This is a genomic window from Bradyrhizobium sp. 197 (genome assembly GCF_023073375.1).
In the GTDB taxonomy this organism is placed as follows: Bacteria; Pseudomonadota; Alphaproteobacteria; order Rhizobiales; family Xanthobacteraceae; genus Bradyrhizobium.
In genome coordinates this window covers 40,992-58,038 of sequence record NZ_JADPJJ010000074.1, presented here as the reverse complement: position 1 = coordinate 58,038, position 17,047 = coordinate 40,992, and the positions used below count along the sequence as shown (strand labels likewise).

Below are 17,047 nucleotides of genomic sequence, written 5' to 3'. Positions count from 1 at the left end.
AAATCTGGCCTATGTCGTCATTTGCGGCCGCGCTTTGATGTGCGTCCTTCCCGATGATGTGATTCAAAGGCACAGATGCGCCCATGACCAGCTCCAATTGGTTCGATTCCCAAACTATTCTCGATGGCATCCGCCGCTGGGTGGAGGTCGAGACGCCAACGGAAGCGCCTGAACAGGTCAACAAGCTGATCTCCATGGTCGCGGAGCAATACCGCGATCTGCCTGTTACGCTCGAGCGCGTCGCGGGCGTCGATGGCTGCGGTGATCATCTCGTGGCGCGCTCGACCTGGGGCCAGAACCGGCCGGGCATCCTGGTGCTGAGCCACCTCGATACCGTTCACCCCATGGGGTTCATCGAGCGCCTGCCGTTCAAGGTCGAAGGCGACAGCGCGTTCGGTCCCGGCATCTACGACATGAAGGGCGGCGCCTACATTGCCCATCAGGCCTTTCGCGCGCTTTGCGCCACGGCCGATCGCTCGCCGCTCGGCATCACCCACATGTTCACTTCCGACGAGGAGATCGGCAGCCCCACCTCTCGTGCACTGATCGAGACGGAAGGGCGCAAGGCCAAATACGTGCTGGTGACGGAGCCGGCGCGCGACGGCGGCAAGATCGTCACCGGCCGCAAGGGCGTCGGACGATTCGAAGTCTTTATCAAGGGTGTGCCCGCACATGCCGGCACGCGGCCCCAGGACGGCCGCAGCGCGATCCGCGAGCTTGCCAACGTCATCCTGGCGCTGGAAGCGATGAACGATCTGGCGCGCGGCGTCACCGTCAATGTCGGCGTGGTGCGCGGCGGCACGCGGCCCAACGTGACGCCGGAAGAAGCCCATGCCGAAATCGATCTGCGCGTGCTGAGCTTCAAGGACGCGGACGAATTCGTCGGCAAGATCCTCGCCCTGACATCGAAGACGGATGGCGTCACCGTCAAGGTCACGGGCGCGCTCAATCGTCCGCCTTACGAGAAGAGCAATGCAGGCGCATCGCTGTACGAACATGCGAAGACTGTCGCCACGGAGATCGGCTTCGAGCTGGTCGACGCTCACACCGGTGGCGGCTCGGACGGCAATTTCACCGCCGCCCACACCGCGACGCTCGACGGGCTCGGCGTCGACGGCAAGGGCGCGCACACCCCTTATGAGCAGCTCTATGTCTCATCGCTCGAACCGCGCGCGCGGCTGCTCCATCGCCTGTACCAGACGCTGCGATGAGCGAACGCAAATCAGATCCCGGTCGCGATGACAGCGAGCGTGCGTTCTTCGGACGCCGCAAGGGCCACAAGCTCAGGCAGCACCAGGCCGAGCTGATCGGTCATCTGCTGCCGCGTCTTGCGCTCGCCATCGACAGTGAAGCACCGGCGGATGCCCGCGAGATATTCACCCCCGCGGCCGACGACGTGCGGCTCGAGATCGGCTTCGGCGGCGGCGAGCATCTTGCGGCGGAAGCGCAAAACTTCGTCACAACCGGCTTCATCGGCTGCGAGCCCTATGTCAACGGCATGGCGAAGATCCTCGCGCAGATCGAGGCAGCCAGCATCGGCAACATCCGTCTGTTCGCAGGCGATGCCGCCGAGCTCCTGGCCTGGCTGCCGAAGGCTTCGCTGTCGCGGATCGACCTGATCCATCCCGATCCCTGGCCGAAACGGCGGCACTGGAAGCGGCGCTTCGTCCAGGACCGGACCATCGCGGCGATGGCGCGCGTGCTGAAAGCCGGCGGCGAATTCCGTTTTGTCTGCGACATCGACGATTACTGCGCCTGGACGCTGTCGCATCTGGTGCGCTCGCAGGACTTTGTCTGGCTCGCGGAGCGCGCCGATGATTTTCGCCTGCCGTGGGACGGCTACACGATGACGCGCTATGGCCGAAAGGCGACGCGCGAAGGCCGCAAGGCGGCGTATCTGCGATTCAGGCGGGTTTAGATCGTCTGCCGATTGCGCCAGAAATTGACGACGCGCTCGGCGGTCGTCGGCATCAAGCGCGTGAAATTCGCGCGCGCCGCCTCGAGGTCGGCATCCGCCGGCGTGCGGTGCGGTCCGTACCACAGCAGGATGAGCGCGCGCACAGTCGGCCAGCCGAGATTCAGCACGCGTCCCAGCACCAGAATTGGATCGTACCGATCACCCGCGACCAAGCGCTCGAGGATCGAGAGGCGAACGCCGGACAGCGCCGAAAGCGAGGCGATCGACTCCTCATATTTGTGAGCCTTGGCGAAGCCAAGCAGCGCGCTCTCGCCAAGATGGCCCTCGCGATGCAAGGCCAGCACCGTGCGCTGTGCCCCCGAGAAATCGCGACGCAGGCCCGGCGGCAGCGTGGCCTCCTCGATCGCCGCCATGGCGCGCTTGATCTCGACCTGACGCACGGGATTGACCACGCTCGAGAGGCGGCGGCGGATGACGTCGAGCGTGCCGTCGAGAAGCTGTTTCAGGTTCTCGCCTGAAAGATCGCTGCGCTGGCCGATCTTGAGCGTCAGCACGCCGTCCTGCGCGGCACGCTTGATCAGCTCGGAATAGCTGCCGGGCGAGAACACCGCGCCGGCATTGCCCGCGGCGCGGCGCACCACATCGCGATCGCCGCGCTCGACCAGCACGTCGGTGACGACAGCCGACAGTGTGGGGCGCTCGGTCATCGCCAGCAGATGGCCCTGGCCCTTCAGCCGCGCGATCTCGACGAGGGCGGCTTCGTCGAGCACGGGCGAACGGCGCAACACCGGGCCCGCCACCGTGATCTCGTTTTCGCGCGCGAGCTGGCTCACCAGATGCCGTGGCGCATTGGTCAGCAGCGAGAAGCGTTCGGCGAGATCGACGCGCGAGGCGAGTTCGGCGTGCGGGACGAGATCGATCAGCAGATTGTCGAAGAGATCGACGACATCGGGACGGAGATTCTCAGCATCCTGAAAGAACAATTGGGAGATGGCGCGCGCGATCTCGCCGCGACGCCGCGGGTCGCCGCGTTTGACGATATCGTCCAGTCCGGGAATAAGAGACGTGGCAACGGTCATGAAAACGCAACTCGTATAGGGCACGCCGCTAGGGCACGCCGCGGGCGCGCCCTTGGCCCAAGCCGCCCCACAATCAGGGAATTTAGGCCTCCTAGATGAAGGAAGCGTTGCGCGGGGGGCCGCAGCCCGGTCGCAAAAAGCCTCGCCTGCCCTGCGATGGGCCTTGTCCGGGAAGACGGAAAGGGCTATATCAGCGCCAATTCATCTTCTCATACGATCCGCGTAATGAGAGTGGGCCCGAAAGGACCCGCTCTTTTTTATTACCTGAACGCGGCTTGTCGGAAGGTGTGCGGCCCGGCGATCTGTCGGGAGAGTTCCGAACGGGCTTTGAAATCTTAAACCAAGCCTTAACCATATCGAGCGCTTGACCCCTGACATGACCGAGCCGAACCCTGGTTCCACGGATGCCGAACTGCTGGCCGAGCCGAGGCTCGTGGTCGAGCCGGGCGTGGCGGCACGGGTGTCCGCGGTCGCGGGGCCGGTGCTCGAAGGCATGGGCTACCGCCTGGTGCGGATCCGCATTTCCGGGGAATCCGGCTGCACCGTGCAGGTCATGGCCGAGCGGCCGGACGGCTCGATGCAGATCGAGGATTGCGAGGCGATCTCGCGGGCGCTGTCGCCCGTGCTCGACGTCGCCGACCTCGTCGATCGCGCCTATCGGCTGGAAATCTCTTCCCCGGGAATCGACCGCCCGCTGGTTCGCCGCTCCGACTTCGAGCGTTATGCCGGGCATCTGGTGAAGATCGAGATGGCGGTCGCCCATGAGGGGCGGAAGCGGTTCCGCGGCACGATCGGTCCCGTCGAAGGCGATCGCGTGCATCTGCATCGCGACGACGTCAAGGCGAATGAGGCTGCCGACGTTCTCCTGACGATGGAGGATATCGCCGAGGCACGGCTGGTGCTGACCGACGAGCTGATCGCGGAATCCATGCGCCGCGGCAAGGCCCAGGCACGCGAGATGCGCCGCAATCTGGGCCTGGAGCCGCCGGCTGCACCGCACGCCGGCATCAGCGAAAAAACGACCAAGAACACGAAGCCGACAAAGAAGCCGGCGCCGACCACTACAAAGAAGCCGGCCCCGACCAATACCAAGAAACATCGCCTGGCCGCCGAACGCGCGCGACGGGGCGAGATCGATCCTGACGAAGGAGACTAGCCATGGCAGTCAGCGCCAATCGACTTGAATTGCTCCAGATCGCCGACGCCGTTGCACGCGAGAAATCGATCGACCGCGGCATCGTGATCGCGGCGATGGAGGACGCCATCGCCAAGGCGGCACGGGCACGTTACGGCAGCGAGACTGATGTTCACGCCGAGATCGACCCGAAGAAGGGCGAGCTGCGGCTGTCGCGCCATATGCTGGTGGTCGAGACGGTCGAAAACCATTCCAACCAGATCTCGCTGGTGGATGCGCAGCGCGCCAATCCCGGTGCCCAGGTCGGCGACACCATCGCAGACACCCTGCCGCCGCTGGAATATGGCCGCATCGCCGCGCAGTCGGCCAAGCAGGTGATCGTGCAGAAGGTGCGCGAAGCCGAGCGCGACCGGCAATATCAGGAATTCAAGGACCGCATCGGCGACATCGTCAACGGCGTCGTCAAGCGCGTCGAATATGGCAGCGTGATCGTCGATCTCGGCCGCGGCGAGGCCATTATCCGCCGCGACGAGATGCTGCCGCGCGAAGTGTTCCGCAACGGTGACCGCGTCCGCGCCTACATCTTCGACGTCCGCCGCGAGACCCGTGGTCCGCAGATCTTCCTCTCCCGCACCCATCCGCAGTTCATGGCAAAACTGTTCGCGCAGGAAGTACCCGAGATCTATGACGGCATCGTCGAGATCAAGGCGGTTGCCCGAGATCCCGGCTCGCGCGCGAAAATCGGCGTGATTTCCCGCGATTCCTCGGTCGATCCGGTCGGCGCCTGCGTCGGTATGCGCGGTTCGCGCGTGCAGGCGGTGGTGAACGAATTGCAGGGCGAGAAGATCGACATCATCCCCTGGTCGCCCGACATCGCGACCTTCGTGGTCAACGCGCTGGCGCCGGCCGAAGTCTCCAAGGTCGTCATCGACGAAGACCGCGAGCGCATCGAGGTCGTCGTGCCCGACACCAACAACCAGCTCTCGCTGGCGATCGGTCGCCGCGGCCAGAACGTGCGTCTGGCCTCGCAGCTCACCGGCTGGGACATCGACATCCTGACCGAGCAGGAGGAATCGGAGCGCCGCCAGGCCGACTTCGAGAACTCCACCCGCGTCTTCATGGAATCGCTCAATGTCGACGAAGTGGTCGGTCAGTTGCTGGCGTCCGAAGGCTTCACCTCGGTCGAGGAACTCGCGATGGTGGACCTCAAGGAGCTCGCCGGCATCGAGGGCTTCGACGAGGAGACCGCGCAGGAACTCCAGAACCGCGCTCGTGAATATCTCGAACAGCTGGAAGCCGAGATCGAGGCCAGGCGCAAGGAGCTCGGCGTCGAGGACGCCGTCAAGGACGTGCCCGGCGTCACCTCGAAGATGCTGGTGAAATTCGGCGAGAACGACATCAAGACGGTCGACGACCTTGCCGGCTGCGCCACTGACGATCTGGTCGGCTGGACCGAGCGCAAGGAAGGCGGCGAGCAGACCAAATATCCGGGGGCGCTCGACGGCCTCGAGATCTCCCGTGACGATGCCGAAGCGATGATCATGCAGGCCCGCGTCAAGGCCGGCTGGATCACCGAGGCCGATCTCGCCAAGCCGGCTGAGGAGGCCGAGGCGGCCGAAGATCAGCCGGCTTAGGGCGAAGGAGGATGTCACCCGGATGCTCGCCGATACTGACCCCGAACTCGACCATGGACCGCGGACTGAGAAGTCCGCGACCATGCGGATGTGCGCGGTCAGCCGCGAGGTCCGGCCGATCGACGAGCTGATCCGCTTCGTCGTCTCACCCCAAGGGGACATAGTTCCCGATCTCAAGCGCAAGCTGCCCGGACGCGGCATGTGGGTCACCGCCTCGCGCGAGGTGGTTGCGGAAGCCGTGCGGCGTCACCACTTTACCAAAGCCTTCAAGCGCCAGCTGCGCATCCCTCAGACGCTTCCCGCCGACATCGAGGCGCTTCTGGTTCGGGGCGTGACCGAAGCCCTCGGGATTGCCGCCAAGGCGGGCCAGATTGTGGCCGGCTTCGGCAAGGTCGAAAGCGCGCTTCGGGGAGGTACGGCCGAGGTCCTGATCCATGCCAGCGACGGGGCCGCGGACGGAATCCGCAAATTGGACATGCTGGCGCGTCAAAATGACGGAAATCGCGGCTCCAAGCCGCAGATTCCCGTCGTCACCGCGCTGAAATCAATAGAATTGGATTTGGCACTTACCCGGTCAAATGTGATACATGCTGCCCTGCTCGCGGGCCCGGCGAGCAAGTCATTCCTGTCACGTAGCCAGATGCTGGTCCGATACCGGATGGCGCACGTTGACAAGACTGCCGAAATGCCCGGCCAGGATTTCTGAGAGACAACGACCACCCGATAGCACGGTGCGGCAACGCACAACGACAACAAGATCAGGATTAGGACTGCTTAATGGTTGATACCAAGACCCCTGGCGACAAGAAGCTGAGCGTTCCGAGCAAGACGCTATCGCTCAAGCCGCGCGTCGAAACGGGCACCGTGCGCCAGAGCTTCAGCCATGGCCGTAGCAAGCAGGTCGTGGTCGAGAAGCGCGGCAAGCGCCGTGTCGACGGCACCCCCGAGCCGCAGGTGGCCGAAGTGGCGAAGCCCGCGCCGGCCGCGCCGGCGCCTGCTCCCGCACGCGCGGCTCCGCCGCGCAACACCGGCTCCGGCGTGGTGCTGCGCACGCTGACCGAGGACGAACGTTCCGCCCGCGCAAGCGCGCTGGCCGATGCCAAGGTGCGCGAAGTCGAAGAGCGTCGTAGTGCCGAGGAAGAGGCTCAGCGCCGCGCTGTCCGCGAAACCGCCGAACGCGCCGACCGCGAGGCCGCTGAAGCCCGCCGCAAGGCCGAGGACGAGCGTCACCGCCACGAAGAGGAAGCCAAGCGGAAGGCCGAAACCGAGGCCAAGAAGCGTTTTGGCGAAGGCGAGCAGCCGCAATCTGCGGCGCGCCCTGCCACCGCGACCTCCGCCACTACTGCACCGCGGTCCGGAGCGCCCACGGCGCGCCCGGGAACGAGCACCACGGCACGCCCGGGAACAACGACCGCGCGGCCCGGAACGACCACGCGGCCGGGAGGCCCGGTGGGTCGCGCCCCCGCTGTCGCAGCCGGACCGGACGAGGACGAGGGTCCGCGCCAGATCCGTCGCGGTCCCGGCGGCGCTGCGCGGCCTGTGGTAGCCCCCAAGCCCACCCAGAAGCCCGGCCCGCAGAAGGAGCGCGGCCGCCTGACGGTCGTCACCGCCTTCAATGCCGACGATGTGCGCGAGCGCTCGATCGCCTCGTTCCGCCGCCGCACCCAGCGCCTGAAGGGCCATGCCGCGAACGAGCCGAAGGAAAAGCTCATCCGCGAGGTGATCATTCCGGAAGCGATCACGATCCAGGAACTCGCCAACCGCATGGCCGAGCGCGCGGTCGACGTCATCCGCATGCTGATGAAGCAGGGCGCGATGCACAAGATCACCGACGTGATCGACGCCGACACCGCGCAGCTGATCGCCGAAGAGCTCGGTCACACCGTCAAGCGCGTTGCCGCGTCCGACGTTGAAGAAGGCCTGTTCGACGCCATCGACGATCCCACCGATACCGAGCCGCGCTCGCCGGTGGTGACCGTGATGGGCCACGTCGACCACGGCAAGACCTCGCTGCTCGATGCGCTCCGTCATGCAAACGTTGTCTCCGGCGAAGCCGGCGGCATCACCCAGCATATCGGCGCCTATCAGGTGCTGTCGCCCGAGAGCGGCAAGAAGATCACCTTCATCGACACGCCCGGCCACGCCGCGTTCACCGCGATGCGCGCCCGCGGCGCCAAGGTCACCGACATCGTCGTGCTGGTGGTTGCGGCCGATGACGGCGTGATGCCGCAGACGATCGAAGCCATCAACCACGCCAAGGCGGCGCGGGTGCCGATCATCGTTGCCATCAACAAGATCGACAAGCCCGACGCCAAGCCCGAGCGCGTGCGCACCGAGCTGCTGCAGCACGAGGTGCAGGTGGAATCTTTCGGCGGCGAAGTCGTCGACGTCGAAGTGTCCGCGAAGAACAAGACCAATCTCGACAAGCTGCTCGAGATGATTGCGCTCCAGGCCGACATCCTCGACCTGAAGACCAATCCGGAGCGCCCGGCCGAAGGCACCGTGATCGAAGCCAAGCTCGATCGCGGCCGTGGTCCGGTCGCGACCGTGCTGGTCCAGCGCGGCACGCTCCGTGTCGGTGACATCATCGTCGCCGGCGCCGAGATGGGCCGCGTCCGTGCGCTGATCTCCGATCAGGGTGAGACGGTTCAGGAAGCCGGTCCCTCGGTACCGGTCGAAGTGCTCGGCTTCAACGGTCCGCCGGAAGCCGGCGATCGTCTCGCCGTGGTCGAGAACGAAGCCCGCGCCCGTCAGGTCACGAGCTACCGCGCGCACCAGAAGCGCGAGAACGCGGCTGCCTCGATCTCCGGCATGCGCGGCTCGCTCGAGCAGATGATGTCGCAGTTGAAGACGGCGGGCCGCAAGGAATTCCCGCTGATCATCAAGGCCGACGTGCAGGGCTCGCTGGAAGCGATCCTCGGCTCGCTGGAGAAGCTCGGTACCGACGAAGTCGCCGCGCGTATCCTGCATGCCGGTGTCGGCGGCATCTCGGAATCGGACGTGACGCTCGCGGAAGGTTTTAACGCCGCGATCATCGGCTTCTCGGTTCGTGCGAACAAGGAGGCCGCTGCGGCCGCCAAGCGCAACGGCATCGAGATCCGCTACTACAACATCATCTACGACCTCGTGGACGACGTGAAGAAGGCCATGAGCGGCCTGCTCGCACCGACCTTGCGCGAAACCATGCTCGGCAATGCCGCGATCCTGGAGATCTTCAACATCTCCAAGATCGGCAAGGTCGCCGGCTGCCGCGTTACCGACGGCACCGTGGAACGCGGCGCCAACGTGCGCCTGATCCGCGACAACGTCGTCGTGCACGAAGGCAAGCTGTCGACGCTGAAGCGCTTCAAGGACGAAGTGAAGGAAGTCCAGTCCGGTCAGGAATGCGGCATGGCCTTCGAGAACTATCACGACATGCGCGCCGGTGACGTGATCGAGTGTTACCGCGTGGAGACGATCCAGCGCTCCCTGTAAGTCCAAATCTTACCGAAGCGCCTGGATCTTTCTGAGCTGAAATTGCGGGAGTGAGATGGCCGGATTTATTCCGGCCATCTCACCGCATTCGTTTCAACAGAACAAATGACAATGCTCGTGTCCCATACACGCGCATGACGAGGTAATTTTCGACCATGCCCAGCCATCATCAGAAAAAAAGTTCCGCACCCGGCGGCTCGCAGCGCCAGTTGCGTGTCGGGGAGCAGGTTCGCCATGCGGTGGCCGAGATTTTGGCGCAAGGCAATGTGCATGATGAGGACCTCGAAGGTCACATCATCACCGTGCCGGAGGTACGGATGTCGCCCGACCTGAAGCTTGCAACAGTCTATGTGATGCCGCTCGGTGGCCGCGACACCGAGGTCATTATCGCTGCGCTCGAGCGCAACAAGAAGTTCCTGCGCGGCGAAGTCGCGCGGCGCGTTAACCTGAAATTTGCACCTGACCTTCGCTTCCGCGTCGATGAACGATTCGACGAAGCGGAACGGATCGAGAAACTTTTGCGAACACCTGCGGTGCAGAAGGACCTGGAACAGGATCCGAAATCGGATCGGGAAGAAGAGCAATGACGATGGACCCGGCTCACGGCACGATCGGCGGCGAAGAGCCCGATCAGCGCGACGTGCAGAAGAATAATTTTGCGGACATGGACGGCAATTCCCAGCCGCATCAGGAGCCGCGCCGCGTCAACAACGATCCGCGCGCCAACAAGCAGAAAGGCAACCAGCCGCGCCGTGACCGCCGCGACGTCCACGGCTGGGTCGTGCTCGACAAGCCGATCGGCATGACCTCGACGCAGGCCGTTGCCGTGCTCAAGCGCCTGTTCAACGCCAAACGCGCCGGTCATGCCGGCACGCTGGATCCGCTCGCCTCCGGCGGCCTGCCGATCGCGCTCGGCGAGGCCACCAAGACCGTCCCCTTCGTCATGGACGGCCGCAAGCGCTACCAGTTCACCGTGTGCTGGGGCGAGGAGCGCGATACCGACGATATCGAGGGCCAGGCTACCGCAACCTCCGACCAGCGCCCGACCCGGGAGGCCATCGAGGCCCTGCTGCCCCGTTTCACAGGGGTGATCGAGCAGATCCCGCCGCGCTATTCCGCGATCAAGATCAAGGGCGAGCGTGCCTACGACCTCGCCCGCGACGGCGAGATCGTGGAACTGGCCCCGCGTCCGGTCGAGATTCACCGTTTAAGCCTTGTAAATCAACCAGGTAGTGACCACGCCGTGTTCGAGGCCGAGTGCGGCAAGGGCACCTATGTCCGCGCGCTGGCCCGCGATATGGGCCGAATTCTCGGCACTTACGGCCATATCTGCGCGCTGCGGCGGACCCTGGTCGGCCCATTTGGCGAGAACGACATGATTCCGCTGGATCAGTTGGAGGCTTTGTGCGATAGAGCCGCGTCCGGCGAGGGGAGCCTCGCCGACGCGCTTATGCCCGTTGAGACCGCGCTGGACGACATCCCGGCACTGGCCGTCACTCGGGCTGATGCGGCAAGGCTCCATCGGGGCCAGGCCGTTTTGTTGCGCGGACGGGATGCGCCCACTTCGAGCGGCACAGTCTATGTCACGGTGGCAGGCCGGCTTCTAGCGCTTGCCGAAGTTGGCAATGGCGAAATCATCCCCAAGCGTGTGTTCAACCTGACCGGCCTGACTGCCAGCGCCGTTCGCAACGAGAGAAATTGACGATGTCGATTGCCGCAGAACGCAAAGCGGAAGTCATCAAGACGAATGCCAACAAAGCCGGCGATACCGGCTCGCCAGAGGTTCAGGTCGCGATCCTTTCGGAACGCATCGCCAACCTCACGAGCCATTTCAAGACCCACGTGAAGGACAACCATTCGCGTCGCGGCCTCTTGAAGCTGGTGTCGACCCGCCGCTCGCTTCTCGACTATGTGAAGAAGAAGGACGAGGCGCGCTACAAGGCGCTGCTCGAGAAGCACAACATTCGTCGTTAAGAGTTCTTGCGCGCGCCCAACGGCGCGCGTTTTCGCGCGTGGTTTCGAACGAAAGCGCTTGTTTAAAGGTTTTTGATCGAGGCTGCGTGCGCGTCGGGTACGGGCCGTTGACGGTTCGCATCCGGGGCATGATGGGCGAAGACCCAAGGTTTGGTGTTCGCGTTCGTGCCGACTGACAGTCCAGCAGCAATCCGGCCGCTGGGCACAACGGGCAAGGCGCCCGTATGACCCGAAAGGATGGACGCCATCCGAAATCCAAAAACCATGGCAGGATCGCAGGACGCTGATCGCCCGCTTCGATCAACGTCCCGCAATCTTGCGCATGGTTTTTGTTTTTCGAGCCGTCCTTCTTTCGAGAACCCATGAAAGAAGACATCTATGTTCAATAAGCATTCGGTCGAGATCGACTGGGGCGGACGCCCTCTCAAGCTTGAAACCGGCAAGATCGCCCGCCAGGCCGACGGCGCCGTCGTCGCGACCTACGGCGAGACCGTGGTGCTCGCCACCGTCGTCGCGGCAAAGACCCCGCGCGAAGGTGTCGACTTCCTGCCGCTGACCGTCGACTATCAGGAGAAGACCTACGCAGCCGGCCGCATTCCCGGCGGCTATTTCAAGCGCGAGGGCCGTCCGACCGAGAAGGAGACGCTGGTCTCCCGCCTGATCGACCGTCCGATCCGTCCGCTGTTCGTCGACGGCTGGCGCAACGAGACCCAGGTGATCGTCACCGTGCTCTCGCACGACATGGAGAACGATCCCGACATCGTGGCGCTGGTGGCATCGTCGGCCGCGCTGACCCTGTCGGGCGCTCCGTTCAAGGGCCCGATCGGCGCCGCGCGCGTCGGTTTCGCCAATGACGAGTTCATCCTCAACCCGACCCTCGACGAGATGGTCGACACCCAGCTCGACCTTGTCGTCGCCGGCACTGCCGACGCCGTGCTGATGGTGGAATCGGAAGCCAAGGAACTGAACGAAGACATCATGCTCGGCGCCGTGATGTTCGGTCACCGCCACATCCAGCCGGTGATCAACGCGATCATCGAGCTCGCCGAGAAGGCCGCGAAGGAGCCGCGCGAGGTCACCGCGATCGACAATTCGGCGCTCGAAAAGGAAATGCTCGGCATGGTCGAGCAGGAATTGCGCACCGCCTACGCCATTCCGATCAAGCAGGATCGCTACGCCGCGGTCGGCAAGGTCAAGGAAAAGGTGATCGCCCACTACTTCCCCGAAGGGCAGGAGCCGAAATACGACAAGCTGCGCATCGGCGGCGTGTTCAAGAAGCTCGAAGCCAAGATCGTTCGCTGGAACATCCTCGACACCGGCAAGCGCATCGACGGCCGGGACTCCAAGACCGTGCGCAACATCATCGCCGAAGTCGGCGTGCTGCCCCGCGCCCACGGCTCGGCGCTGTTCACCCGCGGCGAGACCCAGGCGCTGGTCGTGACCACGCTCGGCACCGGCGAGGACGAGCAGTACATCGACGCACTGTCGGGAACGTACAAAGAGACGTTCCTGCTGCACTACAACTTCCCTCCCTACTCGGTCGGTGAAACCGGTCGCCTCGGCGGCACCAAGCGCCGCGAGATCGGCCACGGCAAGCTTGCCTGGCGCGCGATCCACCCGGTGCTGCCGCCGCACCACGAGTTCCCCTACACCACGCGCGTGGTGTCGGAGATCACCGAATCCAACGGCTCGTCGTCGATGGCTTCGGTCTGCGGCGCCTCGCTCGCGCTAATGGACGCAGGCGTGCCGCTGAAGCGGCCGACCGCGGGCATCGCGATGGGCCTGATCCTCGAAGACAAGCGCTACGCGGTTCTCTCCGACATCCTCGGTGACGAGGACCATCTCGGCGACATGGACTTCAAGGTCGCCGGCACCGAGCAGGGCATCACCTCGCTCCAGATGGACATCAAGATCGAAGGCATCACCGAAGAGATCATGAAGGTCGCGCTCGGTCAGGCCAAGGATGGTCGTATCCACATCCTCGGCGAGATGTCCAAGGCGCTTACCAACGCCCGTGCCGAGCTCGGCGAATATGCGCCGCGCATCGAGACCTTCAAGATTGCCACCGACAAGATCCGTGAAGTGATCGGCACCGGCGGCAAGGTGATCCGCGAGATCGTCGAGAAGACCGGCGCCAAGGTCAACATCGAGGACGACGGCACCGTGAAGGTCGCCTCCAGCGACGGCGAGGCGATGAAGGCCGCGATCAAGTGGATCAAGTCGATCGCGTCCGATCCGGAAGTCGGCCAGATCTATGACGGCACCGTCGTCAAGGTGATGGAGTTCGGCGCCTTCGTGAACTTCTTTGGTTCCAAGGACGGTCTCGTCCACATCAGCCAGCTCGCTTCGGCGCGCGTGCAGAAGACCTCCGACGTCGTCAAGGAAGGCGATAAGGTCAAGGTCAAGCTGCTCGGCTTCGACGACCGCGGCAAGACCCGCCTGTCGATGAAGGTGGTCGACCAGGAGACCGGCGAAGACCTCGAAGGCAAGGGCGGCGGCGAGGGCGAGAAGGCCCCGCGCGAAGCGGCCGGCGAGTAATCGCTCCGCGCTGCATCAGAAACACGAAGGGCGGCCTTGCGGCCGCCCTTTTTGCTTGTCGCTTGCTGAGCTTTGGGATCAAGCCGCGAGGTCGAACCGGTCGAGGTTCATCACCTTGGTCCAAGCCTTGGCGAAGTCCTTGACGAACTGCTCCTTGGAGTCCGACGTGGCATAGACCTCGGCGTAGGCGCGGAGCTGCGAGTGTGCGCCGAAGATCAGATCGACGCGCGTGCCGGTCCACTTCACCGCGTTGGTCTTGCGATCGCGGGCCTCATAGCCGCCGTCAGTGCCGGTCGGCGTCCACTGCGTGCTCATGTCGAGCAGGTTGACGAAGAAGTCGTTGCTCAGCGTTCCCACCTTCGAGGTGAGGACGCCGTTCTTCGAACCGTTCGCATTGGCACCGAGCACGCGCAGACCGCCGACGAGCGCCGTCATCTCCGGGCCGGTAAGCCGGAGCAGCTGCGCACGATCGACCAGAGCCTCCTCGGGCATCATGAACTGCTGCCGCTTCCCGGTGTAGTTGCGGAAGCCATCGGCCCGCGGCTCCAGCGGAGCGAAGGAGGCAGCGTCGGTCTGCTCCTGCGAGGCATCCATGCGGCCCGGCGTGAAGCCGACCTTGATGCCGACGCCGGCATCCTTCGCGGCCTTCTCGACCGCGGCGGTGCCGCCGAGCACGATGAGGTCCGCCAGCGAGACCTTCTTCGCACCGGATGACGCATTGAAGTCCTTCTGGATCGCTTCGAGCTTGCCCAGGACCTTCGAGAGCTGAGCCGGCTCGTTCACCTCCCAGTCCTTCTGCGGGGCGAGGCGGATGCGTGCGCCGTTGGCGCCGCCGCGTTTGTCCGAGCCGCGGAACGTCGAGGCCGACGCCCAGGCCGTCGAGACCAGCTCCGGCACCGACAGACCCGAGGCCAGGATCTTCGTCTTCAGCGAGGCGATATCCTGCTCGCCGGCCAGCTCGTGATTCACGGCCGGGATCGGATCCTGCCAGATCAGCGTCTCCTTCGGCACCAGCGGGCCGAGATAGCGCACGACCGGACCCATGTCGCGATGGGTGAGCTTGAACCAGGCGCGGGCGAAGGCGTCGGCGAACTGATCGGGATTCTCCAGGAAGCGCCGCGAGATTTTCTCATAGGCGGGATCGAGACGCAGCGAGAGATCGGTGGTCAGCATGGTCGGCCGATGCTTCTTGGACTTGTCGAAAGCGTCCGGAATGATCGCCTCCGCGCCCTTGGCCGTCCACTGCTGCGCACCCGCCGGGCTCTTCGTCAGCTCCCATTCGTACTTGAACAGGTTCTCGAAGAAGTTGTTGCTCCACTTCGTCGGCGTCGTCGTCCATGTCACCTCGAGACCGCTGGTGATGGAATCACCGCCGATGCCCGAAGCGTGCTTGCTCTTCCAGCCGAGGCCCTGATCCTCGAGCGCGCCCGCTTCCGGCTCCGGTCCCACCAGAGACGGATCGCCAGCACCATGGGTCTTGCCGAAGGTATGGCCGCCGGCGATCAGTGCGACGGTTTCCTCGTCATTCATCGCCATGCGGAAGAAGGTCTCGCGGATGTCCTTGGCCGCGGCGATCGGATCCGGCTTGCCGTTCGGGCCTTCCGGATTGACGTAGATGAGGCCCATCTGCACCGCGCCGAGCGGCTCGGCGAGCTGGCGTTCGCCGCTGTAGCGCTCATCGCCCAGCCAGGTGCCTTCGGGACCCCAATAGAGCTCCTCCGGCTCCCACACGTCGGCGCGGCCACCGGCGAAACCGAAGGTCTTGAAGCCCATCGATTCCAGCGCGACGTTGCCGGCCAGCACCATCAAATCGGCCCAGGAAATCTTGCGGCCGTATTTCTGCTTGATCGGCCAGAGCAGACGGCGCGCCTTGTCGAGGTTGGCGTTGTCGGGCCAGCTGTTGAGCGGCGCGAAACGCTGCTGACCGGCGCCGGCGCCACCGCGGCCGTCCGTGGTGCGGTAGGTGCCCGCGCTGTGCCAGGCCATGCGGATCATGAGACCGCCATAGTGACCGAAATCGGCGGGCCACCATTCCTGCGATTCCGTCATCAAAGCGGTCAGATCCTTGATGACCGCGTTCAGGTCGAGCGTCTTGAATTCCTTGGCGTAGTCGAATTCCTTGCCCATCGGATCCGACAGGCCGGAATTCTTGTGCAGCATCTCGATGCTGAGCTGAGTTGGCCACCAATCGCGGTTCGTTGGCACGCGTTTTCCACCCGAAAACGGGCACTTCGAAGTGTCGTCCATGAATACCTCCTCTGGTGGCGTCGAACTCGCGCCCTTGACCAGGTAGAAGCACTCTAAGCTTCGCGTTCGATCAGGGGAAGTTGACTTTAATGATCACTGCGATAAGATTTTCTGATGATCAACTTGACGATGCGGCAGCTCCGATATTTCGATGCGCTGGCGCGCCACGGCCATTTCGGCCGCGCGGCTGAATCGTGTTCCATCTCGCAACCGGCCTTGTCGATGCAGATCAAGGAGATGGAGGAGGCGCTCGGCGGCCTGCTGCTGGAGCGCAGCGCGCGACAGGTGGCGCTGACCCGGTTTGGCGAGGAGCTCGCGCAGCGCGTCCGCGACATTTTGCGCTCGGTCGACGAACTCGGCGATTTCGCCCGCGCCTCGCAGGACCGGTTCTCGGGACGGCTGCGCATCGGCATGATCCCGACGATCGCGCCTTATCTGCTGCCCACGATCACCAAGAATCTCACGCGCATGCATCCGGAGCTCGACATCCGCGTGCGCGAGACGATGACGCCGCGGCTGATCCAGGAACTGGTGGAAGGCCGGCTCGACACCGCCATCGTCGCGCTGCCGGTGTCCGAGCCCTCGCTCACCGAGGTCGCCCTGTTCGCGGAGAAATTCCTGCTGGTGCGGCCGGGAGCGGATGAGGGGACGCCGGCACCATCGCGGGAGATGATGCGCGAGATGCGGCTGTTGCTGCTCGAAGAGGGGCACTGCTTCCGCGATCAGGCGCTGTCGTTCTGCAACATGCAATCGGCGCCGCCGCGCGAGATGCTGGATGCCAATTCGCTGTCGACGCTGGTCCAGATGGTCAGCGCCGGCATCGGCGTCACCTTGATCCCGGAGATGGCGGTGTCGGTGGAGACGCGATCGGCGTCGGTCTCGCTCACGCGCTTCCGCGACCCGCAGCCGTCGCGCACCATCGGCATGGTCTGGCGCAAGACCAGCCCGCTCGCGCGCCAACTGCTTCAGATCTCCGAGGTGGTGTGCCTGTCGGCCGGCAAGGTGCGCGCGCGGCCATCCGCGCGCAGCCAGCCGGCCTGAGTCCCCG

General features: G+C 64.5%; 13 protein-coding genes. 11 read left to right on the top strand and 2 right to left on the bottom strand.

The genetic code is table 11. The features are described 5' to 3' along the window. Positions 1–83 precede the first annotated feature (83 nt). Together IVB27_RS17085 and trmB are read left to right on the top strand one after the other, a co-directional pair. Positions 84–1,211 (top strand): M20 family metallopeptidase, encoded by a 1,128-nt coding sequence (locus tag IVB27_RS17085; RefSeq protein ID WP_247444567.1) that lies wholly within the window; start codon positions 84–86, stop codon positions 1,209–1,211. Continuing rightward, a complete protein-coding gene (gene trmB, locus IVB27_RS17080) occupies positions 1,208–1,918 on the top strand; it encodes a tRNA (guanine(46)-N(7))-methyltransferase TrmB (protein WP_247444566.1) in 711 nt (236 codons plus the stop codon). The genes IVB27_RS17085 and trmB overlap by 4 nt, the downstream gene beginning before the upstream one ends. Here trmB and IVB27_RS17075 read toward each other — a convergent pair. Continuing rightward, positions 1,915–2,997, bottom strand: coding sequence for a DUF2336 domain-containing protein (locus IVB27_RS17075; protein WP_247444565.1), 1,083 nt, complete (start codon positions 2,995–2,997; stop codon positions 1,915–1,917). The two genes, trmB and IVB27_RS17075, sit on opposite strands and share 4 nt — an antisense overlap. Before the next feature lie 376 nt (positions 2,998–3,373). Here IVB27_RS17075 and rimP point away from each other — a divergent pair, with 376 nt between their 5' ends. The 8 genes from rimP (at position 3,374) to pnp (ending at position 13,752) form a co-directional block, all read left to right on the top strand. Then, the gene (gene rimP / locus IVB27_RS17070) at positions 3,374–4,153 is read left to right on the top strand and encodes a ribosome maturation factor RimP (RefSeq protein WP_247444564.1); all 780 of its coding nucleotides are present in this window, start codon (positions 3,374–3,376) and stop codon (positions 4,151–4,153) included. Positions 4,154–4,155: 2 nt separating this feature from the next. Continuing rightward, a complete protein-coding gene (nusA, locus tag IVB27_RS17065; protein ID WP_247444563.1) occupies positions 4,156–5,766 on the top strand; it encodes a transcription termination factor NusA in 1,611 nt (536 codons plus the stop codon). Between the two features lie 22 nt (positions 5,767–5,788). Continuing rightward, positions 5,789–6,472, top strand: coding sequence for an RNA-binding protein (locus IVB27_RS17060; RefSeq protein ID WP_247352851.1), 684 nt, complete (start codon positions 5,789–5,791; stop codon positions 6,470–6,472). 71 nt (positions 6,473–6,543) lie between these two features. Then, on the top strand, positions 6,544–9,240 hold the full coding sequence (gene infB, locus IVB27_RS17055) for a translation initiation factor IF-2 (protein WP_247444562.1): 2,697 nt from the start codon (positions 6,544–6,546) through the stop codon (positions 9,238–9,240). Between the two features lie 155 nt (positions 9,241–9,395). Then, positions 9,396–9,827, top strand: coding sequence for a 30S ribosome-binding factor RbfA (gene rbfA, locus IVB27_RS17050; protein WP_247352848.1), 432 nt, complete (start codon positions 9,396–9,398; stop codon positions 9,825–9,827). Beyond that, positions 9,824–10,942, top strand: coding sequence for a tRNA pseudouridine(55) synthase TruB (truB, locus tag IVB27_RS17045; protein WP_247444561.1), 1,119 nt, complete (start codon positions 9,824–9,826; stop codon positions 10,940–10,942). The genes rbfA and truB overlap by 4 nt, the downstream gene beginning before the upstream one ends. A 2-nt stretch (positions 10,943–10,944) precedes the next feature. Next, positions 10,945–11,214 carry a 30S ribosomal protein S15 gene (rpsO, locus tag IVB27_RS17040; RefSeq protein WP_092027405.1) on the top strand — a complete coding sequence of 90 codons (270 nt, stop codon included), beginning with the start codon at positions 10,945–10,947 and terminating at the stop codon, positions 11,212–11,214. A gap of 378 nt (positions 11,215–11,592) precedes the next feature. Beyond that, entirely contained in the window at positions 11,593–13,752 is a 2,160-nt protein-coding gene (gene pnp, locus IVB27_RS17035; protein WP_247444560.1) for a polyribonucleotide nucleotidyltransferase, read from the top strand. A 78-nt stretch (positions 13,753–13,830) separates the two neighbouring features. Here the strand turns inward: pnp and katG are convergent, their stop codons facing one another. Next, positions 13,831–15,999, bottom strand: a complete 2,169-nt coding sequence (gene katG, locus IVB27_RS17030) for a catalase/peroxidase HPI (protein ID WP_247444559.1) — start codon at positions 15,997–15,999, stop codon at positions 13,831–13,833. 114 nt (positions 16,000–16,113) lie between these two features. Between katG and IVB27_RS17025 the strand changes: the two genes are divergently transcribed. Then, on the top strand, positions 16,114–17,040 hold the full coding sequence (locus tag IVB27_RS17025; RefSeq protein ID WP_247352842.1) for a hydrogen peroxide-inducible genes activator: 927 nt from the start codon (positions 16,114–16,116) through the stop codon (positions 17,038–17,040). Positions 17,041–17,047 lie beyond the last annotated feature (7 nt).